This window comes from Buttiauxella sp. 3AFRM03, from assembly GCF_003675305.1.
In the GTDB taxonomy this organism is placed as follows: Bacteria; Pseudomonadota; Gammaproteobacteria; order Enterobacterales; family Enterobacteriaceae; genus Buttiauxella; species Buttiauxella ferragutiae.
Genome location: NZ_CP033076.1, coordinates 3,111,514 through 3,134,560 on the forward strand (window position 1 = coordinate 3,111,514; position 23,047 = coordinate 3,134,560).

General features: G+C 51.1%; 20 protein-coding genes and 1 pseudogene. 9 read left to right on the forward strand and 12 right to left on the reverse strand.

Annotation, left to right across the window (positions count from 1 at the left end):
- Nucleotides 1-662: 662 nt before the first annotated feature.
- The 4 genes from D8682_RS15965 to D8682_RS15980 form a co-directional block, all read right to left on the reverse strand.
- Entirely contained in the window at nucleotides 663-1,988 is a 1,326-nt protein-coding gene (locus tag D8682_RS15965) for an MFS transporter (RefSeq protein ID WP_064542225.1), read from the reverse strand.
- A gap of 283 nt (nucleotides 1,989-2,271) precedes the next feature.
- The gene (locus D8682_RS15970) at nucleotides 2,272-2,901 is read right to left on the reverse strand and encodes a DapH/DapD/GlmU-related protein (protein ID WP_064542229.1); all 630 of its coding nucleotides are present in this window, start codon (nucleotides 2,899-2,901) and stop codon (nucleotides 2,272-2,274) included.
- Nucleotides 2,902-2,984: 83 nt separating this feature from the next.
- The gene (gene yhjD, locus D8682_RS15975) at nucleotides 2,985-3,995 is read right to left on the reverse strand and encodes an inner membrane protein YhjD (RefSeq protein WP_064542232.1); all 1,011 of its coding nucleotides are present in this window, start codon (nucleotides 3,993-3,995) and stop codon (nucleotides 2,985-2,987) included.
- A gap of 55 nt (nucleotides 3,996-4,050) precedes the next feature.
- Nucleotides 4,051-4,974: a LysR family transcriptional regulator gene (locus D8682_RS15980; protein ID WP_121814680.1), complete on the reverse strand. Its 924-nt coding sequence runs from the start codon at nucleotides 4,972-4,974 to the stop codon at nucleotides 4,051-4,053.
- A gap of 119 nt (nucleotides 4,975-5,093) precedes the next feature.
- Here D8682_RS15980 and D8682_RS15985 point away from each other — a divergent pair, with 119 nt between their 5' ends.
- Nucleotides 5,094-5,852 carry an SDR family NAD(P)-dependent oxidoreductase gene (locus D8682_RS15985; RefSeq protein WP_121814681.1) on the forward strand — a complete coding sequence of 253 codons (759 nt, stop codon included), beginning with the start codon at nucleotides 5,094-5,096 and terminating at the stop codon, nucleotides 5,850-5,852.
- A gap of 96 nt (nucleotides 5,853-5,948) precedes the next feature.
- Here the strand turns inward: D8682_RS15985 and D8682_RS15990 are convergent, their stop codons facing one another.
- Both D8682_RS15990 and D8682_RS15995 read right to left on the reverse strand, forming a co-directional pair.
- A complete protein-coding gene (locus D8682_RS15990) occupies nucleotides 5,949-6,476 on the reverse strand; it encodes a GNAT family N-acetyltransferase (RefSeq protein ID WP_121815718.1) in 528 nt (175 codons plus the stop codon).
- Between the two features lie 207 nt (nucleotides 6,477-6,683).
- Nucleotides 6,684-6,857, reverse strand: coding sequence for a DUF1127 domain-containing protein (locus tag D8682_RS15995; RefSeq protein WP_074388507.1), 174 nt, complete (start codon nucleotides 6,855-6,857; stop codon nucleotides 6,684-6,686).
- 176 nt (nucleotides 6,858-7,033) lie between these two features.
- Between D8682_RS15995 and D8682_RS16000 the strand changes: the two genes are divergently transcribed.
- A complete protein-coding gene (locus D8682_RS16000) occupies nucleotides 7,034-8,452 on the forward strand; it encodes a PLP-dependent aminotransferase family protein (RefSeq protein WP_064542240.1) in 1,419 nt (472 codons plus the stop codon).
- A gap of 102 nt (nucleotides 8,453-8,554) precedes the next feature.
- Nucleotides 8,555-10,171, forward strand: a complete 1,617-nt coding sequence (locus D8682_RS16005) for an STY4199 family HEPN domain-containing protein (RefSeq protein ID WP_121814682.1) — start codon at nucleotides 8,555-8,557, stop codon at nucleotides 10,169-10,171.
- A 132-nt stretch (nucleotides 10,172-10,303) separates the two neighbouring features.
- On the opposite strand, the gene D8682_RS16010 is transcribed toward D8682_RS16005, so the two are convergent.
- The 4 genes from D8682_RS16010 to D8682_RS16025 all read right to left on the reverse strand — a co-directional run bounded on the left by D8682_RS16010 (nucleotide 10,304) and on the right by D8682_RS16025 (nucleotide 13,564).
- Nucleotides 10,304-10,636, reverse strand: a complete 333-nt coding sequence (locus D8682_RS16010) for a hypothetical protein (RefSeq protein ID WP_064542246.1) — start codon at nucleotides 10,634-10,636, stop codon at nucleotides 10,304-10,306.
- 80 nt (nucleotides 10,637-10,716) lie between these two features.
- Nucleotides 10,717-10,977 carry a hypothetical protein gene (locus tag D8682_RS16015; protein WP_064542248.1) on the reverse strand — a complete coding sequence of 87 codons (261 nt, stop codon included), beginning with the start codon at nucleotides 10,975-10,977 and terminating at the stop codon, nucleotides 10,717-10,719.
- A gap of 299 nt (nucleotides 10,978-11,276) precedes the next feature.
- A complete protein-coding gene (gorA, locus tag D8682_RS16020) occupies nucleotides 11,277-12,629 on the reverse strand; it encodes a glutathione-disulfide reductase (RefSeq protein ID WP_064542251.1) in 1,353 nt (450 codons plus the stop codon).
- A 92-nt stretch (nucleotides 12,630-12,721) separates the two neighbouring features.
- The gene (locus tag D8682_RS16025; RefSeq protein ID WP_064542254.1) at nucleotides 12,722-13,564 is read right to left on the reverse strand and encodes a 23S rRNA (adenine(2030)-N(6))-methyltransferase RlmJ; all 843 of its coding nucleotides are present in this window, start codon (nucleotides 13,562-13,564) and stop codon (nucleotides 12,722-12,724) included.
- Nucleotides 13,565-13,732: 168 nt separating this feature from the next.
- Here D8682_RS16025 and prlC point away from each other — a divergent pair, with 168 nt between their 5' ends.
- Complete coding sequence (prlC, locus tag D8682_RS16030; RefSeq protein ID WP_064542256.1) at nucleotides 13,733-15,775, forward strand: oligopeptidase A; 2,043 nt, start codon at nucleotides 13,733-13,735, stop codon at nucleotides 15,773-15,775.
- Between the two features lie 8 nt (nucleotides 15,776-15,783).
- Nucleotides 15,784-16,536 carry a 16S rRNA (guanine(1516)-N(2))-methyltransferase RsmJ gene (gene rsmJ, locus D8682_RS16035; RefSeq protein ID WP_121814683.1) on the forward strand — a complete coding sequence of 251 codons (753 nt, stop codon included), beginning with the start codon at nucleotides 15,784-15,786 and terminating at the stop codon, nucleotides 16,534-16,536.
- A 199-nt stretch (nucleotides 16,537-16,735) separates the two neighbouring features.
- Here rsmJ and uspA read toward each other — a convergent pair whose 3' ends face one another.
- Nucleotides 16,736-17,173, reverse strand: a complete 438-nt coding sequence (gene uspA / locus D8682_RS16040; RefSeq protein WP_034460563.1) for a universal stress protein UspA — start codon at nucleotides 17,171-17,173, stop codon at nucleotides 16,736-16,738.
- 365 nt (nucleotides 17,174-17,538) lie between these two features.
- Between uspA and uspB the strand changes: the two genes are divergently transcribed.
- Nucleotides 17,539-17,874 (forward strand): universal stress protein UspB, encoded by a 336-nt coding sequence (uspB, locus tag D8682_RS16045; RefSeq protein WP_064542541.1) that lies wholly within the window; start codon nucleotides 17,539-17,541, stop codon nucleotides 17,872-17,874.
- 116 nt (nucleotides 17,875-17,990) lie between these two features.
- Nucleotides 17,991-19,227 (forward strand): annotated as a pseudogene (locus D8682_RS16050) (IS3 family transposase).
- Nucleotides 19,228-19,258: 31 nt separating this feature from the next.
- Here D8682_RS16050 and pitA read toward each other — a convergent pair.
- Complete coding sequence (pitA, locus tag D8682_RS16055; protein ID WP_064542262.1) at nucleotides 19,259-20,761, reverse strand: inorganic phosphate transporter PitA; 1,503 nt, start codon at nucleotides 20,759-20,761, stop codon at nucleotides 19,259-19,261.
- Between the two features lie 229 nt (nucleotides 20,762-20,990).
- Between pitA and D8682_RS16060 the strand changes: the two genes are divergently transcribed.
- Both D8682_RS16060 and D8682_RS16065 read left to right on the forward strand, forming a co-directional pair.
- Nucleotides 20,991-22,184, forward strand: a complete 1,194-nt coding sequence (locus D8682_RS16060; RefSeq protein ID WP_121814684.1) for an NAD(P)/FAD-dependent oxidoreductase — start codon at nucleotides 20,991-20,993, stop codon at nucleotides 22,182-22,184.
- Nucleotides 22,185-22,318: 134 nt separating this feature from the next.
- Complete coding sequence (locus D8682_RS16065; RefSeq protein WP_064542544.1) at nucleotides 22,319-22,873, forward strand: hypothetical protein; 555 nt, start codon at nucleotides 22,319-22,321, stop codon at nucleotides 22,871-22,873.
- The last annotated feature ends 174 nt before the right edge of the window (nucleotides 22,874-23,047 follow it).

Here is a 23,047-nt window from a genome sequence, read left to right on the forward strand (position 1 = left end):
CCAGGCGACAGCGTGTTTATGTCGCGACTGAACTGGTGAACGTCTTAGGGTGACCACCGTCGTCACCCTAAGAACCCGGACTCCCGGCAAATAAATCGCCGCAAGCGGTAAACCTCCATTTTGCCTCCGTGTCAGGGTCGGTTGCGATTCGTTCCCGACGATCGCGCCCTCCAGCCGTTCCCGACGGCTGGCCCCTGCCACCAGGAGTCAAAATGGAGGCGATTTAAGCCGGACCCGAAATTCAAGGTCAAAGTCAAAAGCCAGAGCGGTTTTGACCTTGTCCCCGGTTTCAATCGCGCCGTTTTTTTACCCTTCAGTCGGGGTCACGTGGTCGGGAACCACGTGAGAGAGCGATCGCCGGACTAAAAATGTCAGGAACATTTTTGAACAACGCTTGCGTTGGCCACGAAGTGGTTCGGCACAGGGATGTGCCGAATAAACGAATCGCGAACGACCCCGAATGTTGGGTGAAAAACGGTGTTTACCGCTTTAGCGGCGATTGATTTGCCGGGCGCCTGGATTATCAAGGGGTTGGCGTTAACCCCTTGATACGTTCACCGTTTTCTGGAATTAAAGAGATAACTGAACGCACGGGTGAACGGAAAATAAGCGAGGCTTACAGATCTCACCCTGACAAGATTGCCAGGGTGAGGGTGAAAAAACTAAAGCGACAAATGACGGGTCTCTTTCGACACCAGCAACGCAACCAGCGTAATCGCTGACATCGCCGCCAGATACAAACCGACGTAGAACAAACCGTAATTCGCCTGCAGCCAGGTGGCAATATACGGCGCTACCGATGCCCCCAGAATCGACGCCACGTTATACGAGAACGATGCTCCGGTATAACGTACTTCGGTTGGGAATAACTCTGGCAGCAGCGCACCCATTGGGCCGAATGTCAGCCCCATCAGGCTCAGGCCAATCAGCAAGAACGCCATCACCAGCGTCGGGTTACCGGAACCCAACAGCGGCTGGAACACGGCTAACGCAAACACAATCATCAGGCTGGTGATGACAATCATGCATTTACGGCGACCAAACTTATCCGCCAGATAACCGGCAATCGGCACCATTACGCCAAAACCAATTACCGCCATCATCAGCATCCACAACACATCGTTGCGTGAGAAGCCGAGGCCCTTCGGCACCGCAGCGGTGCTGAAGGTCATCGAATAAACCGTCATGATGTAGAACAGCGTGTAAGTCGCCAGCATGATAAACGTGCCAATAATCGTCGCTTTCAGGTGCTTGCTCAGCAGTGTACCGAGCGGGATTTTCACCTGTTTGCCTGCTTTGGCAATTTTGGCGAACACCGGCGTTTCATGCAGCGAAACACGTACATACAGGCCGATAATCACCAGCACCGCAGACAGGATAAACGGCACGCGCCAGCCCCATGACATGAACTGTTCGTCAGTCAGCAACCAGGAGAGCAGCAAGAAGGTGCCGTTGGCAAAGAAGAAGCCGATTGGCGCACCTAACTGTGGGAATGAACCGTATAGCGCACGTTTGCGCGGCGGAGCGTTCTCAGTAGCCAGCAATGCAGCACCACCCCACTCACCACCCAGACCTAAACCTTGCCCGAAGCGTGCAAGTGCCAACAGCATTGGCGCTAATACACCGATGGTTTCGTAGCCCGGCAACAGGCCAATCAAGACGGTTGAAACACCCATCGTTAAAAGTGATGCCACCAGGGTCACTTTGCGACCAACTCGGTCACCAAAATGGCCGAACAGCGCGGAGCCAATCGGACGTGCCACAAAGGCGATGGCGAACGTAGCTAGCGACTGGAGTGTCGCCGCGGTTGGATCACCTTGCGGGAAGAAGATATGCGGGAAAACAATCACCGCCGCAGTGGCGTAAATATAGAAATCGAAAAACTCGATGGCGGTGCCGACAAGCGAGGCAACGACAACTTTTCCGCGTGAGTTGACCGGCGTGGAGTCAGTTTCGGTATTGATTGAATTAGCGATGGTGGCCTGCATATTATTTTCTTATTTATATCGAACGAAAGGCCATATTACGCACAGCAAAAGGCGTATTTCAACGCGCGCTTGCGCAACGTTCTGTGCGATTAATAAGCAATAAGAGGATAATTTTTAGTCCAGAAAATAAATGTCCATGTCATGCTTCTCATATTTAAAAAATCAGTTAATAAAACTGCTTTTAGGTTAAATAAAAGTTACAGGTTGGATTTATGTGCTGATGTGGGCTTTCGTAGGGCGGATAAGCGCTAGCGTCATCCGCCACATTCACGGAGATAGCGGATTACGCTTCATGCTCCCAGCGTGCGCAAAAGCGCTCAATATCGCCCGCCTGGAAGTCGCTAAGATGCGCCATCAGTTTTTCCAGTGGCCAATCCCACCAGGCAATACGCTGCAGGCTGGTGGCTATCTCTACCGGGAAGCGCGAACGGATCATTTTGGCAGGCACGCCGCCAACAATGGTGTAGGGCGCGACATCTTTGCTCACTACCGCACCGGCGGCTAACACTGCGCCATCACCGATTGTCACGCCAGGCAGCACAATCACACCGTGGCCAATCCAGACATCATTGCCAATTAGCACCTTCGCATCGTGACGATCGGCAAAAAACTGCCGATCGCGGCGGGCATTAGCGTCGTAATACTCCGGGCAATAGGTAAAACGGTGTTGTGAGGCTCTGTCCATTGGGTGATTAGGTGCACCAATGCGTACCTGATTGGCGATGGCGGTGAATTTGCCGATCACGCTATCTGCAACACAACAATGCTCGCCTATGTAGGAAAAGTCCCCGAGCGTGCTGTATTCCATCACGCTGTGCGCGAGGACTTCACATTGTTCACCAATCTGGGTTTCACGCAGGCGGACGCTGGGGGCGATATACGTTTGCTGAAGTTTGGCTGTGGCGGCGGTCATGCTTTTCTTTCCTGGTCAGGTATCGGGATTAGGGATTGCCCACGTTGGGCAAACCCTAATCATGACAGGAAAGAATGACAGAATTATTTATGCGTTTTGCCCGGCATACGCGGGTCATCTTTGTATTCGGCGGTGGCAATCCACGCGGCGCAGAACAGCGTCAATCTGGCGAAGAAATAGAAAAATGCCATTAAACCTAAGACCGAACCAAACGCCGCGCCAGAAGGGGATTTAATCAGCGCAGGCAGGCTGTAAGTCATGATGATTTTGATCACTTCAAAGCCAATGGCTGCAATCAATGTGCCGCGCATCAGCGCTTTTTTACGCGGGCGGTGGCGTGGCAGTCGCCAGAAAATCCAGAAGAACAGCAGGTAGTTAGCAGAAATAGAAATAACCAGCCCGACCAGATGCCAGACCGGTTTTAACCACTCGATGCCGTCGAGATGCAGCAGGCCAATCAGCATGGTTTGCGCGGAACCGGCAACGGAAGTGATGGATAACGTCACGACCAGCGCAACCAGCAAACCTATTAATGACACCAAATCACGCAGATATTTGGTCCAGAATTTTTCCTGGTCTTGCGCTGTCCGCTCCCACTTATCCCGCGATTGCGCGCGCACTGCTTCACGCAAATTGCCCATCCAGTTAATACCGGAATAGAGCGCAATCAGCAGGCCGACCAGGCCGACGGTGGTGCGCTGTTGCACCGCCGTATTGATGGTGTTTTGCAACGTCGCGGCAAGTGTTGGCTCGCTAACGTTGGCGAGGATTTTTTCGAAAATCTCCTCCAGCAGCGTGGGGTGCGAGGCGAGGATATAACCGGCGGCAGCAAACGCCACCATCAGAATTGGGATGAGCGACAGGAACGAAAAATAGGTAATTGCCGCGCCAAACTGGTTCCCCATGCGGTCATTAAACCGTTCGGCTGCCCTTATCAGGTGCGCAACAACAGGGTTACGCTCGACACGCCCGACAGTGTTATTCACGCTGTCGATGGTTTTGTTGACCTTCTCATTACTGGTTTTGATTTTGACTATCGGCTCATAGTCGAGTGTTTCCGTTGGGCGTTTTTCGGTGTTATCCGGCACTGTCATCAGGTGATTTTTCCTTTTGTTTTAGCGGGATCTTAAAGAAAGTATAGCGGGGATGCTAATCAACATACCCTTTCACCAGCCCGGTCAGCCACTCCATAAACAAATGAACACGGCGAGAGAGGTTGCGGCGATGGGGATAAAGCAGCGAAACAGGCATCGGTTCGGCGCGGTATTGCGGCAGGATTTCCACCAGTTTTTTACTCTTGAGCTGGTCTTTAACGCCGATGCGCGGTGCCTGAATAATCCCAAGCCCGGCAAGGCACGCCGCTTGATAGGTTTCGGTGCTATTCACGGTGATGACGCCACCGGTTTTTATCCAGCGGGTAGTTTTATCGAGAAAAACTTCAAAGCCTTGCGGACGGCTACCGAGGTTTGGCGCGTAATGCACCACCGCGTGAGACGCGAGATCGTCAAGGTTTTCCGGATAACCAAAACGCTCCAGATAATCGGGGCTGGCGCAGTTAATTAAAGAGAGTTTCCCCAATGGCCGTGCAACCAGGCCTGAATCTTTAAGCTGCCCCACGCGCACCACGCAATCGAACCCTTCGCGCACCACGCAATCGAACCCTTCGCGCACCACATCCACTATGCGATCGCTGCTGCTCAACTCAAGTTCAATACCAGGATACTGCTGTAAGAAGGCGGGAAGTTTGGGGATCACTAAATTTTTTGCCACCCCAACGGGCATATCCACACGCAAGCGCCCGCTAACACTGCTGGGGTCATGCAGGAATAGCCCGTCGAGTTCGTCAAGATTGGCTAATAGATCACGGCAACGCTCGTAATAAACCATGCCGTCTTGCGTCAATTGCACACGCCGCGTGGTGCGATGCAATAACCTTGTTCCCAGCATGCCTTCTAGCGCCTGAATTTGCCGCGATACGCTACCTTTAGGAAGGCCCAGAGTGTCTGCTGCGCGAGAAAAACTCTCCAGTTCAGCCACTCTAATGAATAACTGCATTGCTTGTATTTTATCCACTTTTTTCTCGCATTGTTGTTGTCAGTGAAACAGTGATGCGCAATTTGCACTCTTTATTGATTTTGTAGCAGCTAATAAGCTGTATCTCAATCACCGAACAGTCATCGAAGGGGTAAATCATGAGTCAAACAATCGCATTAGTGACCGGCGGCAGCCGTGGATTAGGTAAAAACGCAGCTTTGAAGCTGGCGGCGCGCGGCGTGAATATTATTCTGACTTACAACAGCCAGCAGCAAGAAGCGCTCAATGTGGTGCGTGAAATTGAGCTAACTGGCGTGAAAGCGGTGGCAATTCAATTGAATGTCGCCGAAATTGCTGGCTTTGGCGCTTTTGCAACTGAAGTGAAGCAACAGTTGCATGATGTCTGGCAGCGCGACTCGTTTGATTATTTATTAAACAATGCTGGAACGGGTATCGATACGCTGTTCGAAAAAACAACAGAGCAACAATTTGATGATTTAATGAACATCCATTTGAAGGGGCCATTCTTCCTGACTCAGCAGTTGCTGCCACTGATTAAAAACGGCGGGCGTATCCTGAATGTGTCGACGGGTTTAACGCGTTTTACACTGCCGGGAAAAGCGGCTTACGCCGCAATGAAAGGGGCGATGGAAGTGCTGACGAAGTACCAGGCTAAAGAGCTGGGTGCGCGCGGAATTGCGGTCAATATCATTGCTCCTGGCGCGATTGCCACCGACTTTGGCGGCGGTGTGGTGCGTGACAATGAACAAGTGGCCAATGCTATCGCTTCACAAACCGCGCTGGGCCGCGTTGGGCAACCGGATGATATTGGTGATGCGATTGCGGTGCTGCTGAGTGATGAAAGCCGCTGGATGAATGCGCAGCGCATTGAGGTTTCTGGCGGGATGTTCTTGTAAGCCTGGGCCGCGGTTATGTCGGATGACGCTAACGCTTATCCGACCTACAAAACCGCTTTCGTAGGGTGGATTAGCGCAAGCGATATCCACCGTGTTTTATTGGAACTCGCTGCGTAACAAGCCAAATATCCAGTCATCCTGCCAGATCCCGCCAAGAAAGTAATTTTCGCGCAGTATCCCTTCTGGCTGAAAACCTGCTTTTTCCAGCACCTTCTTTGAACCTATATTGCCTACCGTTACTGTCGCGGTCAGTTTGCGCATCGCGCATTTTTCAAAGGCAAACCGGCACACGGTATGCAGCGATTCATAACCGTAACCTTGCCCGTGAAAGAGCGGGTCGAGGATAAAGCCCACCTCCGCCATGTCGTCGTCACCGCGGACAAAACCGGTGAAGCCAATCAGCGTCCCGTCATGTTTATCGCGCATCGCAAGACACAACCAATGGCGGCTGTGTAATTCCCAGCGCACCAGGCGTGAATTAAATATCTGGCGGATTTCCGCCTCTTTGCGGTTATCAGAGACATAACGCATCACGACGGGGTCTTGTTGTAGCCGTAAAAAGCTCGACCAGTCCTGCTCGCTGATTTGCGTTAAGTTCAGTCGTGGTGTGGAGAGTGAAAGCATGTTGATCGCTCTGCTATGTGGGTACACATAAACATTACATATACCCATCATACTTCAAGTTGCATTTTTGTTGGCTACGCTTACTCACCGCATCACTTACTTGTGTAAGCTCATCGGGACTCGCTCGTTTGCCGTCGCGATGCATCTTGAATTATTTTGGGCATAGCAAAAAATAACGGCGCCAATATTTAGCACCGTTATTAAGTGTTATTGCCAGCGTGATAAATCATCCGTTGTCAGTCCAATATCGCGTAATTGTTCCTTATTCAGCCCTTTTAGTACGCGCGCCGTCTGGCGTTGTAACCAGCGTTGCCGGAAATAATGATAAATCATCACAAAACCATAAAACGGTTTGCGCGGACGGTTTTCTTCAAAGCCCATGATGTTGCTCCTCTTGTCAGTTCGAGGTTCATCATGCGCCGCCATACAGATAGCCGACAGATTCAAATATTACTTTTATTTAACATACAGAAGCGCTAAAACATGAACTGAATGGCAATTTTATCGTCATTCTGTACTGGTTTTACTGTCTGTATGGTTGATTAAGAGGATACAGCATGACGCGCTACCAACATCTGGCCACTTTACTGGCCGAACGTATTGAACAAGGGCTGTATCGCAGTGGCGAGCGCTTACCGTCGGTGCGCAGCCTGAGCAGTGAACATGGCGTCAGTATTAGCACCGTACAGCAGGCTTATCATCTTCTTGAAGACAAACAGCTGATTTCACCGCAGCCACGTTCCGGTTATTTCGTCACACAACGCAAAGCACAACCGCCCGTTCCACAACTGACTCGTCCGGTACAGAGGCCGGTTGAGATCACGCAGTGGGACGCTGTGCTTGAGCAACTTGTTGCCCGTGAGGCAGGCGATATTGTCGCTTTTGGTAGCGGTGCGCCGGATGTGACACAACCGACCATCAAACCGTTATGGCGTGAACTCAGCCGCATTGCGCAATATCAGCAACCCGAATTGCTCGGCTATGACAGCATTCATGGTATGCGCACGCTGCGCGAGCAAATTTCCCGCCTGATGCTGGATAGCGGTTGTGTGGCATCGGCTGACGATATTCTGATTACCACCGGTTGTCATGAAGCCTTGTCGATTGCCATCCGCGCGGTCTGCGAGGCGGGCGACATCGTGGCGGTGGAGTCTCCATCATTTCATGGCACCATGCAGATGCTGCGGGCATTTGGTATTAAAGTTGTTGAAATACCAACGGATTCTGTGACAGGGATCAGCGTGGAAGCACTAGAGTTAGCGCTGGAACAGTGGCCGATTAAAGCGGTAATACTGGTGCCAAACTGCAATAACCCACTCGGGTTTATCATGCCGGATGCTCGTAAAAAAGCGGTGCTGAATCTCGCGCAACGTTTTGATATTGCCATCATTGAGGATGATGTTTACGGCGAGCTGGCCTATGAATATCCCCGCCCGATGACCATCAAGTCGATGGATGTCGATGGCCGAGTGCTGTTGTGTAGCTCTTTTTCTAAAACGCTGGCGCCAGGTTTGCGCGTCGGCTGGATTGTACCGGGCCGCTATCTTGACCGTGCTTTGCACATGAAATACATCGTCACTGGCAGCACTTCGACCTTTGCACAACTCGCGGTGGCGGAGTTTATTCGTAACGGCAACTACCATCGCCACCTGCGGCGGATGCGCCAACTTTATCAACGTAATCTCGAGGATTTTACCTGCCATGTGCGGCACTATTTCCCGTGCGGTATCTGCGTCAGTCGCCCACAGGGCGGCTTTATGATGTGGGTTGAGCTACCGGAAAATATCGATATTGTGCCGATTTGCTGTGCACTGCGCGAAGAGCATATTCATATTGCGGTGGGGTCTTTGCTTTCAGCATCCGGGAAGTATCGTAATTGTTTGCGCCTCAATTACGCCATGCCGTGTGATGCAGCCACCGAAGCGGCGCTGCGTAAAACCGGTGAAGCGTTAAATCAGGTAGTCGAAAACGCGTAGTTTTCCCTCTCTTTTATGGCCATTGTGCAGGTAACTGTTGCGTTAGTCTGTTGCGTAATAGCGCCTTTCTAGTCAGGCGCTCGTACCCAATAAAGGATAACCATGACCAGCACTGCACAGTTGCTGATGCGGGATAAATTTGAGACTTGCCTGAGCGTTTGCCGCCAGGCGTCATTGCAAATCCTGCCACTGCTTTCTATCAAAGCCTCTGAAGGCAAAGATCCGCAATGGTTTTTTCAACAGCTTGAGCAGGCTCGCCTGGCGCTGGGTAGTTGGATGGAGGTAGCAAAGCGGTTAAACCTTAACGATGCGGAGCTTTCGCAGTTCACTCTACTGTTGCGCCATTTCCAGCAGTTGGTGCCGCAATATGAAAGCGGCCAGGAAATCAGCCATAACCAACTTATTTCCGCACTGCGTTTCGTCAGTTATCTCGAGCTGGTACGCCTGAGGCAGCCACTACTGGGTTATTCAACCGATCTCGACACCCATAGTGAAGCGCAGCAACAAAAAGCGTTACGCCAGATGCGCGCGCTGGAATTAATGCTGCGAGGGATGATTAATAAATGTTATCCCAGCCAATCGCAGCTGGTGAATAAACTGAAGAAGCAGTTTGGTGCTGACTGTGTGCGCCGTTGGTTAAAACATGGCGAGCAGGGTGATGTGTTAAGTGGGATGCGATTTAGCGAACTGGCGTTATTGGTGGTAGATAAAAAGGAGTTTGCCAACCACTATGCCGAAATACTTCACAGCTCACCGCAGCTGAATCTATTTATTGATCAACGTAAAACACTACAAACCTTCCTCGATGACGTGCGTGAAATTCGCAATAACCTCATTCAACAACCGCCACTCACTTCTGTGCAACTCGTTTTACTGGATAGCTATTACCACGAATGTAGTGCGGCGGTTCAGCGTGCCTTTGATGAAGGGCGGACAACAGTAAACCCATCCGCACTGATGGCTGCTGATGACGCTCAGGTACAAGCATTTATTGAGCTGGCGCAGAAAAAATATCGCGAAGCGGGGCGTGATACGGAAGAAGTGCGTGACACCATTGATCACCCCGACTTGCGGCATAGCAAAAAAAAGCAGGATACCGGTGAAACGCTACGCATGATGATGTGGTGCGTGCCAGGTATCGCGGTGATTAGCATCGCTATTTTCGGCATGTACTTTCTGAGTGATCTTACAAATGAACCCGCGCTGGCACAACGTGAGGCGGCGAAAGTGACCGCAATTGATTCACTGCCGCTAAGCGAGAGTGCGCGTGAAAAGCTGGCGAATATTGGCATCACATGGGAAGAGGGTAATTTGCGATCGGCCATTGAGCGTGGTGATTCTACTGTGGTGCGTTTGTTCATGCAAAGCGGCATGAACTGGAAAGTCTATTACACCGAATCCGCGCTGGCCGCAGATTACCGCGATGCACTCTACGCTTTGCTGCAATACCGTTCGCAAATGGATGAAGAACGCCCGTGCCGGCGCATGGTAAGGACTATCAGCCAGGCGATGAACGACGGGCAAAGTCTCACTTCGCTACGTAAACAATTTCTGCAAACGTTTTGCCGTAACCCTGAGGTTATCGAGTGGCAGAAAGAAGATTTAGAACGAGCAAAACAACGGTTAAGTGCGCAACAACAACGCAATTCTGAGCCAGCCACAAGCGACGCAAAACGTGCTGTGGAGATTCAGAAAGCGATTTACGATGCGATACGTTGAAAACAACGGACCGATTTTGTAGGTCGGATAAGCGATAGCGTCATCCGACACTTTTATCTGTAACAACGGGCACAAAGGGTGGATGACGCTATCAATTATCCACCCTTTAACACCCGATCTCAGGCTTCAGGATCAGTGAGACGCTTCGCCGATCAGCGCACCGCCGCCTGCACCTACTGCCGCACCTTTCAACACGCTATTGCCGGTTGCGGCCGCCGCAACGCCACCCACAGCAGCACCAATTGCGCCGCCTTTGCGAGCTGCTTTACCGGTGTCTCCGCTCTTGAACATAGCACCTGTACCACCGCCGACAACCGCGCCACCCACGGTGCTTTTCACGCTTTTACCAGTCGCGGCACCAATTGCAGCACCGGCGAGTGCGCCACCCGATGTTTTATCAAGAGCCAATACGTTGCCTGAAAAAGCGAAAGATAAAATCAATAAACCTGGAATATATTTTTTCACTAACTTGTCCTCCTGGACATAAATATGCGCATTCACTCGCGCTTCGATTTTATTCTGCTCAGCCTTGGAAATTGCCAGTTTTAATATTTAATATCGCGTGCTTCCTGGCGGCCATCTTGTTTGCTTTGGCGTTTATCCTGGCGACAATCATGATTGCTTTTATCATTACTGACCACACAAGAACGTTTATCCTGCCGTGCATCTTGACGCGTGTCCTGACGAGTATCCCGAGCTTCGCGGCGTTGCTGGCCTTGGGTTGTTGCATTTGCAGCACTAATAGATAGTGTTGACACAAGCACTATGCCGGTCAGTATACCAACGAGGGTATATGTCTTGTTCATTAGATAATTCCTGGAATATAAGTGATACGATCCGAATAAATCAAAATTGAAGCAAAAAAAACCTAAGCAGTATAAGTTCGCCAGTTATGTCTAAATGTAACCAAATAGTTTGAAATATATATTATTTTGCACTTATACGGGTTTTATTGCATTTCCAAATAAGAATTAATGAGTTAGCGTTTTGATTATTTGAGCTGGTTTTTTGCGAGGTGGGCTGATGCAGGCATTAAAAAGGCCGTGGATATTAAGATCCACAGCCTGTTGATTTATTTCTCGTCTTAGCAAGACGAAAGCGTAATTTAGCGCATAGTCACGAATTCTTCCGAACCAGTCGGGTGAATTGCCACTGTGTTATCAAAATCTTTCTTAGTCGCACCCATTTTCAGTGCCACCGCGAAGCCTTGCAGCATTTCATCCATACCGTAACCGATGCCGTGAATACCGACGATTTTCTCGTCCGGGCCTGCACATACCAGCTTCATGCGGCATGGCTGGCGGTGCGAAGTCACAGCGGTATACATCGCGGTGAACGATGATTTATAGACTTTCACGTTGTCGTCGCCGTATTGCTCACGTGCCTGTGGTTCGGTTAAGCCGACCGTGCCGATTGGCGGGTGGCTGAACACTACTGTTGGCACGTTGCTGTAATCCAGATGCTCATCCGGCTTGTTGTTAAACAAACGCTCAGACAGACGACGGCCTGCCGCTACGGCAACTGGCGTCAGTTCCACCGCACCGGTGTTATCGCCCACGGCATAAATGCCCGGCACGCTGGTGTTCTGGAATTTATCGACTTCGATATAACCTTTGGCGTTGGTTTTCACACCGGTCGCCGCCAGGTTGAAGTTGTCCGTTTCTGGTTCGCGGCCAATCGCCCAAATCAGGCAATCTACCGTTTCGGAACGGCCATCTTCCAGATGCAGAGTCAGGCTGCCATCGGCATTCTTCTCAATGGCTTTTGGCACCGCCTGGGTGTGCAGCGTCGGGCCTTCGGTGTTAATCACTTCCAGCAGCGTTTCGACAATCAGCGGATCAAAAGTACGCAGCGGCGCGTGTTGGCGCACAAACAGGTGAGTTTCGGAACCCAGCGCGTTCACCACACCAGCGATTTCAACCGCGATGTAGCCTGCGCCCACTACAGCAATGCGTTTTGGCAGCGCGGGTAGTGCGAAGAAACCATCGGAATCAATACCGAATTCTGCACCTGGAATGGACGGGCGGCTTGGACGGCCACCGGTGGCAATCAGGATGTGGTCTGCGGTAATGGTTTCGCCGTTGACCTCCACGGTGTGCGCGTCGACAAATTTGGCAAAGCCACGAATCACGTCAACGTTGTTTTTACCCAGCACGTTGTCGTAAGAGGTGTGGATGCGGTCGATATACGCGGTACGGCTGGCGATCAGTTTGTCCCAGTCGAACTTATTCACCGTGGTGTCAAAACCATAATCCGGACCGTAGTTGTGGATAGCTTCGGCGATTTGCGCCGCATGCCACATGACTTTTTTCGGCACGCAACCCACGTTGACGCAGGTGCCGCCCAGCTCTTTCGCCTCAATCAGTGCGCATTTCTTTCCATACATTGCCGCACGGTTAATGGAGGCAATACCGCCGCTGCCGCCGCCAATGGCGAGGTAGTCATAATGTTTGGTCATGATGTTTCCCTTTTGAGTCGAAAAATATGCGCGATTGTAGCGCGCCGAGAAATTTTAGAGCGAAGGTTCCACCGATAGCTGTAATAGCCGGTTTACTCAGGCACAACCCAGCTCAGAGTGGTAGACCCGGTGCCAGCCGGAACCAGGGTTTTATGCAGCCACGGCAGTACATTAGCCATTTGCTGCTCGAGTTTCCACGGTGGGTTGATAACAATCATGCCTGAAGCTGTCATGCCGCGGCGGTCGCTGTCAGGCAGAACGGCCAGCTCGATTTGCAGAATACGGCGAATACCGGTTTCTTGCAGTTCGCGCAGCATACGTTTGATTTGCTGGCGCATAACCACCGGATACCACAGCGCATAAGTTCCTGTAGCAAAACGCTTATAGCCTTCGTTAATGCCTGTCACAACGGCCTGGTAGTCGGTTTTAATCTCGTACGGCGGGTCGATAAGAATCAGACCACGGCGTGAAACTGGCGGCAGTTTTGACTTCAACTGAGTGTAACCGTCCGCACGTTCAACGCGAGCGCGGTTGTCTTTCTGGAATTCAGAACGCAGCAGCGGGAAATCTGATGGGTGCAGTTCGGTCAGTTGCAGGCTGTCTTGCTCGCGCAAAAGCTGGCGCGCAATCAGCGGGGAGCCTGGGTAGTAACGCAGTTGGCCGCTGTGGTTATAAGCTTTAACCGCACCGATGTATGCTTCAAGTTCAGCTGGCAAATCATCGTGTTGCCAGATGCGGCCGATACCTTCCAGGTACTCACCGGTACGCTCGGCGTGCTCGCTGCTCAGTTTGTATCGGCCAGCGCCTGCGTGAGTATCCAGATACAGAAAAGGCTTATCCTTCTCTTTTAAGGATTCAATAATCAGACTTTGAACGGTGTGTTTCAGTACGTCGGCGTGGTTGCCGGCGTGAAAGCTGTGGCGATAACTGAGCATGGCTTGAAGGGTTTCCAAAGACAAAAGAAGAACAACTATTCTGCACAGTATACAGCCTTATGCTCACCGCCTGGCATTGAAATTAACTACACTAAGCCTCATGTTAAAAGGTATTGCTTTTTAGCGCGCCTGGCGCGCTTCACTTATCAGACATCAGGAACCGCGCTTATGACCAATCCATTGTTGACGCCTTTCGACCTGCCGCCATTTTCCGCTTTGAAACCTGAACATATTGTCCCTGCCGTGCAGCAAGCGCTGGATGATTGCCGTGCGAAAGTCGAAAGTGTGGTGGCGCAGGGCGCACCTTATAACTGGGATAATCTTTGCCAGCCGCTGGCTGAAGTGGACGACCGTCTGGGGCGTATTTTCTCGCCGGTCAGCCATTTGAATTCAGTACAAAACAGTCCAGAACTGCGTGAAGCCTACGAGCAGACGCTGCCGTTGCTGTCCGAATACAGCACCTGGGTGGGTCAACACGAAGGACTTTATCAGGCATACCGCAACCTGCGTGATGGCGCGTATTACGCGGATCTTAGCGTTGCAGAGAAGAAGGCCGTGGATAACGCACTGCGTGACTTCGAGCTGTCTGGCATTGGTTTGCCAGAAGAAAAACAGAAGCGTTATGGCGAAATCGCGGCGCGCTTGTCTGAACTGGGTTCGACCTACAGCAACAACGTGCTGGATGCGACTCAGGGCTGGACCAGGCTGATTACCGATGATGCCGAGCTTTCTGGTATGCCGGAGAGCGCCATGGCGGCTGCTCGTGCGCAGGCCGAAGCCAAAGAACAAGACGGCTGGTTGCTGACGCTGGATATCCCAAGCTATTTGCCGGTGCTGACTTACTGCGACAACCGCGAACTGCGTGAAGAAATGTACCGCGCCTATGCGACTCGCGCCTCCGATCAAGGCCCGAATGCCGGTAAGTGGGACAACACGCCGGTAATGGAAGAGATTCTGGCGCTGCGCCACGAACTGGCGGAACTGCTGGGTTTTGGTAACTACGCTGAAAAATCCCTCGCCACCAAAATGGCTGAAAACCCGCAGCAGGTGCTGGAGTTCTTAACCGATCTCGCGAAACGTGCGCGTCCACAGGGCGAAGCGGAACTGGCGCAACTGCGTGCGTTCACCCAAAAAGAATTTAACGTCACCGAGCTGGAACCGTGGGACATCACCTATTACAGCGAAAAACAGAAACAGCATTTGTATAGCATCAGCGACGAGCAACTGCGCCCGTACTTCCCGGAAGACCGCGCGGTAAACGGTTTGTTCGAAGTGGTGAAACGCATTTACGGCATCACCGCCAAAGAGCGTAAAGATATCGACGTCTGGCATTCTGATGTGCGTTTCTTCGAGCTGTACGACGAGAAAAATGAGTTGCGCGGTAGCTTCTACCTCGACTTGTATGCCCGTGAAAACAAGCGCGGCGGGGCGTGGATGGATGATTGCGTCGGCCAGATGCGCAAAGCTGATGGCTCGCTGCAAAAACCTGTCGCTTACCTGACCTGTAACTTTAATCGCCCGGTCAATGGCAAACCGGCGCTGTTCACTCACGATGAAGTGATCACCCTGTTCCATGAGTTCGGCCACGGTCTGCACCATATGCTGACTAAAGTCGAAACCGCGGGCGTTTCTGGCATTAACGGTGTGCCGTGGGATGCGGTCGAGTTGCCGAGCCAGTTTATGGAAAACTGGTGCTGGGAGCCGGAAGCGCTGGCGTTTATCTCCGGCCATTACGAAACCGGCGAGCCACTGCCAAAAGAGCTGCTGGATAAAATGCTGGCAGCGAAGAACTACCAGGCCGCGCTGTTTATTCTGCGTCAGCTTGAGTTCGGCTTGTTCGACTTCCGGCTGCATGCGGAATTTAACCCAGAGCAGGGCGCGAAAGTGCTGGAAACGCTGTACGAAATCAAGAAGCTGGTTGCGGTTGTGCCGTCACCGAAGTGGGGCCGTTTCCCACATGCGTTCAGCCATATCTTTGCTGGCGGTTATGCAGCGGGTTACTACAGCTATCTGTGGGCCGATGTGCTGGCGGCGGATGCGTTCTCACGTTTTGAAGACGAAGGTATTTTCAACCGCGAAACTGGGCAGTCTTTCCTCGATAACATCCTGACCCGTGGCGGTTCTGAGGAACCAATGGAGCTGTTCAAACGCTTCCGTGGCCGCGAACCGCAGCTGGATGCGATGCTGGCTCATTACGGCATCAAGGGCTGATTTATTCTGTGAAAATCTGCCTGATAACTGAAACAGGCGCCGACTCCGGCGCCTTATCTATTTTGAGTGAACGCTGGGGGCTCGAGCATGATGAAGAGTCCCTGATGGCGTTGGTCTTAACGGCTGAACACCTTGAGCTGCGTAAACGCGATGAGCCAAAACTCGGCGGTATTTTTGTCGATTTTGTCTCGGGAGCGATGGCACATCGTCGTAAGTTTGGCGGTGGGCGCGGCGAAGCGGTAGCGAAAGCGGTGGGAATTAAGAGCGGTTATCTGCCCAATGTGGTGGATGCTACGGCGGGGTTGGGGCGCGATGCGTTTGTGCTGGCGTCCGTTGGCTGCCGCGTGCGGATGCTGGAGCGCAATCCGGTGGTTGCCGCGTTGCTGGATGATGGTTTGCGCCGTGGTTACCAGGATGCCGAAATCGGCGGCTGGTTGCAGGAACGTTTGCAGCTTATCCATGCTTCGAGCCTGACGGCATTAAGTGATATTACTCCGCGTCCGGAAGTGGTCTATCTCGACCCGATGTTCCCGCATAAGCAGAAAAGTGCGCTGGTGAAGAAAGAGATGCGCGTGTTCCAGTCGCTGGTGGGGCCGGACGAAGATGCTGATGGTTTGCTGGAACCTGCAAGGAGGCTTGCAACAAAACGCGTGGTCGTGAAACGCCCGGATTACGCGCCGCCGCTGGCGGGTGTGGAAACGCATAACGCGGTGGTCACCAAAGGCCATCGCTTTGATATTTATTCGGGTACGGCTGTTTAAACAACCCTCACCCCGACCCTCTCCCTGAGGGCGAGGGGGAAACCATACTATTCCCTCTCTCCCCAGAAGGGGAAACCATACTATTCCCTCTCCCCCAGGAAGGGGAAACCATACTATTCCCTCTCCCCCAGAAGGGGGAAACCATACTATTCCCTCTCCTGCGGGAGAGGGTTAGGGTGAGGGCTAAAAAGTTTTAAGCTTAATCTTCGTCTTCGTCACGCAATGGAACAATCAACATATCAACGTGAACGGTGTTGATCAGCTGACGAGCGGAAGACATCAGTTTGCTCCAGAAATCCTGGTGGTGTCCGCAGACCACTAAATCCATATCGTATTTCTTAATCGCATCCACCAGAACCTGGCCAAGATCGCCGCTGCCGCTCAGGGTTTCAGTGATTGGGTAACCCGCACCGGTAGACAGCTCGCTCAGTGCGTGGTGAGTTTCTTCAGAAATGCGTTTCTGCATATCACCCAGATTTACATCGATCAATCCGGTATAGAGATCGGAGTAATTTACATCGACATGAATCAGGGAAACCTTAGCGTTGTATGGACGAGCCATAGAAACTGCTTTTTCCACCAGTACTTTGCTCTCCGGGGAGAGGTCTACCGCGATCAGAATGTGTTTGTAAGCCATAATTTTACTCCTTCCATAAGTTGTCGATGACCAGCCTGGCCGGGTAACACGATGCCGCTAAATAACGTTACCCGCGTGTAAAGACCTAAATTGTAGATGATATTTCTACCCTATAGCGAACGATAGATATCGTAAATGTGTCATCGCCGTATACATTTAAGCTTTATATGGCCTTTATCGCTTTGATAAAGGTTAACGATGTGGCAAAAAAATTAACGGATCTCCTACACTATTAAATAAGCCGTTCCGAAATAGTAATGTGAACTGGATCGGTTTTTTGGGCTCGCTGAACGGTCTTTCTGGTTTTCGGGGTGAGAGGTTGCCCTGGAGTGATGTACTGGGGCTTCACCGGGAGGGGAATTATGATGATCAGCACCGTCGCGCTTTTTTGGGCGCTTTGTGTAGTTTGTGTGGTGAATATGGCGCGTTATTACTCATCTTTGCGCGCATTGCTGGTGGTACTGCGCGGATGCGATCCGCTGTTGTATCAATATGTCGATGGAGGCGGTTTTTTTACCTCTCACGGGCAGCCTAGCAAACAGATTCGCTTAGTGAGTTATATCTACGCCCAGCGTTATCTCGATCATCACGACGACGAGTTTATCCGCCGCTGTGAACGCCTGCGCCGCCAGTTTATTTTGACCAGCGCGTTGTGTGGGCTTGTGATGATTAGCCTGATCGGTTTGATGATTTGGCATTAGGGGTTTGAAAATAGCGCATAAAAAAGCGGGCCAGTATTCTGACCCGCTTTTTGTTGTTTCTATGACCCGTCCTAAATAGCGTTGACACATTTAACTCGCAGGCAGAGGAAAATGTGATGAACCAATATGTTAAACGCACACAACGCGATTACCCTCTATCCTTTAAACTGGCCGTTGTCGAACAGGTCGAAAAAGGGGAAATGACTTACCGTCAGGCGCAAGACCGCTACGGTATTCAGGGTAGCCACACTGTCATGACGTGGTTGCGCAGATACGGTCAACTCGACTGGCACTCCCCCTCTCTCGCAAGAAAGTGCGGAGCTACTATGCCCAAAATACCTCTTACTCCCGAACAACGGATCAAAGAACTCGAGCAGCAACTGGCTGAATCAGAAATAAAAGCCCAGTTTTTTGAAGCTGTCGTGAAGGTAATGAATACCGAGTTCGGAGCCACACTGACAAAAAAGCAGTTGGCCACCTTATCACGCAAGCACAAACGCCGGGACTCACAGTAATGCGTGCTTGCCGGTTCATGGGGATCAGCCGACAGGCGTGGTATCAATCCCTGCAACGTGAGCGCGGAAGAGAAAGACAGGCGCAGCATATCGTTGAACAGGTGACGACCATCCGGCTACACCAGCCCCGGCTGGGGACACGTAAACTGCATTATTTATTGCGACAGCAACCAGAGCCGGCACTCCATGTCGGTCGGGATCGTTTGTTCCAGATACTGCGTGGCGCACGATTACTGGTAATACCGAAACGGGCGTATCACAAAACGACTCAAAGCCATCATCGCTTTTATCGTCATCCTAACTTATTGAAGGCGGGAGAAAATCAGGTTGTTGCCAGCCGCCCGGAGCAGGTGTGGGTCGCGGATATCACGTACATTCCCCTGCGTAAGGGAACGGCGTACCTCAGTCTGATAACAGACGTCTGGTCGAGAAAAATCGTGGGATATCATGTGCATGAAAGTCTGCATACCCATCATGTGGCTAAGGCGTTCAGAATGGCGCTGGTCAGCAGGCGTACAGCACATCCACTGGTGCATCACTCAGATCGGGGTGTGCAGTACTGTTCAACAGAATATCAGGCACTACACCAACGCCATGGGGTCATCTGCTCGATGACAGACGGGTATGACTGTTATCAGAATGCGCTGGCGGAACGGGTAAACGGGATATTAAAAATGGAATATCTGCTCGGGAAGCCAGAAGATATCGGACAGGCAAGAAAGATGGTCAGGGAGTCGGTGGAAATCTACAACACGCGGCGGCCACATCTGTCGCTAAAATACAAAACGCCCGATGAAGTTCATCGGGCGTTGTAAGGCCGAAAAGTGTCAACCTATAGCAGGACTAGTCACTATCTCACTGCTTCACGGTTAAATGAAGTGCAGTGAAATCCAGTAAAGAGTACCGGAAAGCACAATCGACACCGGCAAAGTGAACACCCAGGCCATCAGGATGTTGGTTACCGTTTTACGCTGCAAACCACCACCATCAACCACCATCGTCCCCGCTACGGAAGAAGAAAGTACGTGAGTGGTAGAAACCGGCATACCGGTGTAGCTCGCAATACCAATGGAGACGGCGGCGGTCACCTGCGCGGACATACCCTGCGCATAGGTCATGCCTTTCTTACCAATCTTCTCACCGATAGTTGTTGCCACACGACGCCAGCCGATCATGGTACCGATGCCGAGCGCCAGAGCGACCGCCATGATAATCCAGATTGGTGCGTACTCGATGGTATACAGCAAGTCAGTTTTCAGCTTTTTCAGGAAGCGCTTATCGTCCGGTTTGGTTTCCGGCAGCTTAGCGACTTTTTCTGAAGTGTCAGAGATACAAAGCAACAGACGGCGCATCTGGCTGCGCTGTTCAATATTCAGCTTATCGTAGCTGTCGATATTGCCCAGCAACTCTTTGGCACGCTGTACTGCAATCATGGCGCGGCTGGCATCGCAATGGAACTCAGCCGGTTTACCCTGGTCCTGCGTTTCTTCAGGAGTAGGAATGGCCGGGTTGAGATCAATCACGTGCTTAATCGCATCGCTGTGCAGCGCGTAGTATTGCTCCAGGTGGGTGATGGCATCACGAGTACGAGCGATGTCGTAACCGGAAGCATTCATATTCACCACAAAGCCCGCAGGCGCCACACCAATCAGCACTAGCATTATCAAACCAATGCCTTTCTGACCATCGTTAGCGCCATGAGAGAAGCTCACGCCAATAGCGGAGATAATCAGGGCGATACGGGTCCAGAATGGTGGTTTTTTCTTGCCGTCTTGTTTTTCACGTTCAGCAGGTGTCAGGTGAATACGGCGGCGCTTCTTGGTGCCGCTCCAGTAGCGACGTAGCAAAAAGATTAACCCGCCCGCAACCACCAGACCCACAATTGGCGACAGGATCAACGACATGAAAATTCCAATTACTTTCGGAATATTCAGCGCATCAACCACCGAAGTACCGGTCATCAACGCGTTCGTCAAACCAATACCAATGATGGCACCGATAAGCGTATGGGAGCTGGATGCCGGCAGACCAAAATACCAGGTGCCGAGGTTCCAGATGATAGCGGCCAACAACATAGAGAACACCATGGCGAGGCCATGAGCGGACCCTACGTTCAACAGCAGATCGGTTGGCAACATATGCACAATCGCATACGCCACGCTCAATCCGCCGAGCAGAACGCCGAGGAAGTTAAATAACGCAGCCATTGCCACCGCCAGTTGCGATCGCATTGCACGCGTATAGATAACAGTTGCCACTGCATTCGCAGTGTCATGGAAGCCATTGATCGCTTCGTAGAAGAGAACAAATGCCAGGGCAAGTAATAACAAGAGCCCGGTATGTAGATCCAGGCCGGTAAACAGAAATTCCATAGACGTTACGCCATTGTGAGGACATGAACGCGGCGCATTATGTAAGACAACTCCGTAATGCGCCAACAGAAATATGGCCTTTTCTTGATGTTTGTTAGTTGAACGTCAAACATTGAAAAGATTTACATATTTATTTTCAATCACCTGCAATTGTTAAGACGCATTTAGCTGGTGCGACCTGCCCGCTATCTTTACAATTCCTTTCATTAAGCATAGTCGGGAGTAGGTCGTGGGAAAGTTTGATGCCGTTATTATTGGTGCAGGTGCCGCAGGAATGTTCTGTGCAGCGATGGCAGGACAGGCAGGAAGCCGTGTTTTGCTTATCGATAACGGTAAAAAGCCGGGCCGTAAAATCCTGATGTCCGGAGGCGGGCGTTGCAACTTTACTAATCTTTATATCGAGCCTGCGGCATATCTCAGCCAAAACCCTCATTTTTGCAAATCTGCCCTTGCGCGTTATACCCAATGGGATTTTATCGACATGGTCGGTAAGCACGGTATCGCCTGGCATGAGAAAACGCTCGGCCAACTTTTTTGCGATGATTCCGCGCAGCAAATTGTCGATATGCTGGTGGCCGAATGTGAGAAAGGGCAAGTCATCACGCGCCTGCGCAGCGAGGTGTTAGGCATCGAACGTGACGAAAACGGCTATGCCATCCAATTAAATGGCGATACCGTTCAAGCGGCAAAATTAGTTATTGCGACCGGTGGGCTGTCAATGCCTGGCCTTGGAGCCACACCGTTCGGCTATAAAATTGCCGAGCAGTTTGGGCTGAAAGTGTTACCGACTCGCGCCGGTCTGGTACCATTTACCCTTCACAAACCTCTGCTCGAACAATTACAGGTACTGTCTGGCGTTTCTGTACCGTCAGTGATCACGGCAGAAAACGGGGTCAGCTTCCGTGAAAGCTTGCTGTTTACCCATCGCGGCCTCTCTGGTCCTGCGGTATTGCAGCTTTCCAGTTACTGGCAACCTGGCGAGTTTGTGAGCGTTAACTTACTTCCTGATACCGATCTCGACGAGCTTCTCAACGAGCAGCGCAACGCGCACCCGAATCAAAGCCTGAAAAACACCTTAGGTATGGTGCTACCAAAACGTCTGGTGGAATGTTTGCAACAGCTCGGGCAAATTCCGGACGTTACGCTAAAACAACTCAACACCCGTCAACAAAGCGAACTGACCGACACCCTGCAAAACTGGCGTGTACAACCGAACGGCACCGAAGGTTATCGCACTGCGGAAGTGACGCTGGGCGGAGTGGACACTAAAGAACTCAGTTCGCGCACCATGGAAGCGCGTAATGTGCCTGGTCTCTATTTCATTGGTGAAGTGATGGACGTTAGCGGCTGGTTAGGTGGCTATAACTTCCAGTGGGCGTGGAGTTCCGCCTGGGCTTGTGCTCAGGATTTGGCTGGTGAGTGAACCATTCAATGTGGCGTAGTGAGGATTTTTAGTATGAAGATACAAGAAGAAGACCTGGTAAAATGGGAAACACAGAACATAAATGATAAATTCCTCACCTTATGTCCTCCCTGTATTTATTGAGAGTGTTCGTAATGAAAGAAAATCCGAACGAGTTTATCCGGCGCTGTGCATTCCATCAGAACATTAGTAGCCAACAAACCGGGTTCATATTTCTGCTGATACTTCCTCTTATGGGATTCAGTGGAATTATGCAGATCCCGCCTTCACCAAGTAACTCTTTGGAAGAAAATATCATCAGCATACTGCTAATATTATTAGTTCTGCTAACTTTGGCCGGAATAATATATGCATATATACAAGCAGGCAAAGCGGCCAAACTTGAGCGCATGAAAATAGCTGAAGCTGGTCAGGATGGTTTTTACATTGACATCTATAAAGAAGGGCTCACTTTCAATCTCTACGATGCTCAATACCGACTCTTTGACCTTAAACAAACATTTGTTGCATGGGAAGATTTTTCCCGTATAGGTCATCATAAAGGGAAGGGTATTGGAAATCGCTTCTTAGCGATCAATTTTTCAAACACCACGGTCATAATTTTAGAACAAAATATGCATGTAGATGATTTTAATATGATCAAAAACCTCAGTCTTATTCATGTGCCAGATGAAAGCTTAGCAATATAGGGCGCTGATTCTTAACAGGTAATATGCTGTTTTTTTATGATGTAGGATATTTTCCTTCTGCAAGCGGGCCCAGATATGGAATGGTCGGCAGGATTTGGGACAAACAGTTATGCACGTTGTAAAATCCAGGTTGACCTTTACCTGTATCCCAAGATTAAGTATGCAACTTTAATG

What these genes read in the sequence shown, in the direction of transcription:
- yhjD (WP_064542232.1), bottom strand. Translation starts at nt 3,995, where the DNA reads ATGACAGTGCCGGATAACACCGAAAAACGCCCAACGGAAACACTCGAC.
- uspA (WP_034460563.1), bottom strand. Translation starts at nt 17,173, where the DNA reads ATGGCTTACAAACACATTCTGATCGCGGTAGACCTCTCCCCGGAGAGC.
- D8682_RS16005 (WP_121814682.1), top strand. Translation starts at nt 8,555, where the DNA reads ATGACCAGCACTGCACAGTTGCTGATGCGGGATAAATTTGAGACTTGC.
- D8682_RS15965 (WP_064542225.1), bottom strand. Translation starts at nt 1,988, where the DNA reads ATGCAGGCCACCATCGCTAATTCAATCAATACCGAAACTGACTCCACG.
- gorA (WP_064542251.1), bottom strand. Translation starts at nt 12,629, where the DNA reads ATGACCAAACATTATGACTACCTCGCCATTGGCGGCGGCAGCGGCGGT.
- D8682_RS15985 (WP_121814681.1), top strand. Translation starts at nt 5,094, where the DNA reads ATGAGTCAAACAATCGCATTAGTGACCGGCGGCAGCCGTGGATTAGGT.
- D8682_RS16000 (WP_064542240.1), top strand. Translation starts at nt 7,034, where the DNA reads ATGACGCGCTACCAACATCTGGCCACTTTACTGGCCGAACGTATTGAA.
- D8682_RS16015 (WP_064542248.1), bottom strand. Translation starts at nt 10,977, where the DNA reads ATGAACAAGACATATACCCTCGTTGGTATACTGACCGGCATAGTGCTT.
- D8682_RS15995 (WP_074388507.1), bottom strand. Translation starts at nt 6,857, where the DNA reads ATGGGCTTTGAAGAAAACCGTCCGCGCAAACCGTTTTATGGTTTTGTG.
- pitA (WP_064542262.1), bottom strand. Translation starts at nt 20,761, where the DNA reads ATGGAATTTCTGTTTACCGGCCTGGATCTACATACCGGGCTCTTGTTA.
- D8682_RS15970 (WP_064542229.1), bottom strand. Translation starts at nt 2,901, where the DNA reads ATGACCGCCGCCACAGCCAAACTTCAGCAAACGTATATCGCCCCCAGC.
- prlC (WP_064542256.1), top strand. Translation starts at nt 13,733, where the DNA reads ATGACCAATCCATTGTTGACGCCTTTCGACCTGCCGCCATTTTCCGCT.
- D8682_RS15990 (WP_121815718.1), bottom strand. Translation starts at nt 6,476, where the DNA reads ATGCTTTCACTCTCCACACCACGACTGAACTTAACGCAAATCAGCGAG.
- D8682_RS16025 (WP_064542254.1), bottom strand. Translation starts at nt 13,564, where the DNA reads ATGCTCAGTTATCGCCACAGCTTTCACGCCGGCAACCACGCCGACGTA.
- uspB (WP_064542541.1), top strand. Translation starts at nt 17,539, where the DNA reads ATGATCAGCACCGTCGCGCTTTTTTGGGCGCTTTGTGTAGTTTGTGTG.
- D8682_RS16065 (WP_064542544.1), top strand. Translation starts at nt 22,319, where the DNA reads ATGAAAGAAAATCCGAACGAGTTTATCCGGCGCTGTGCATTCCATCAG.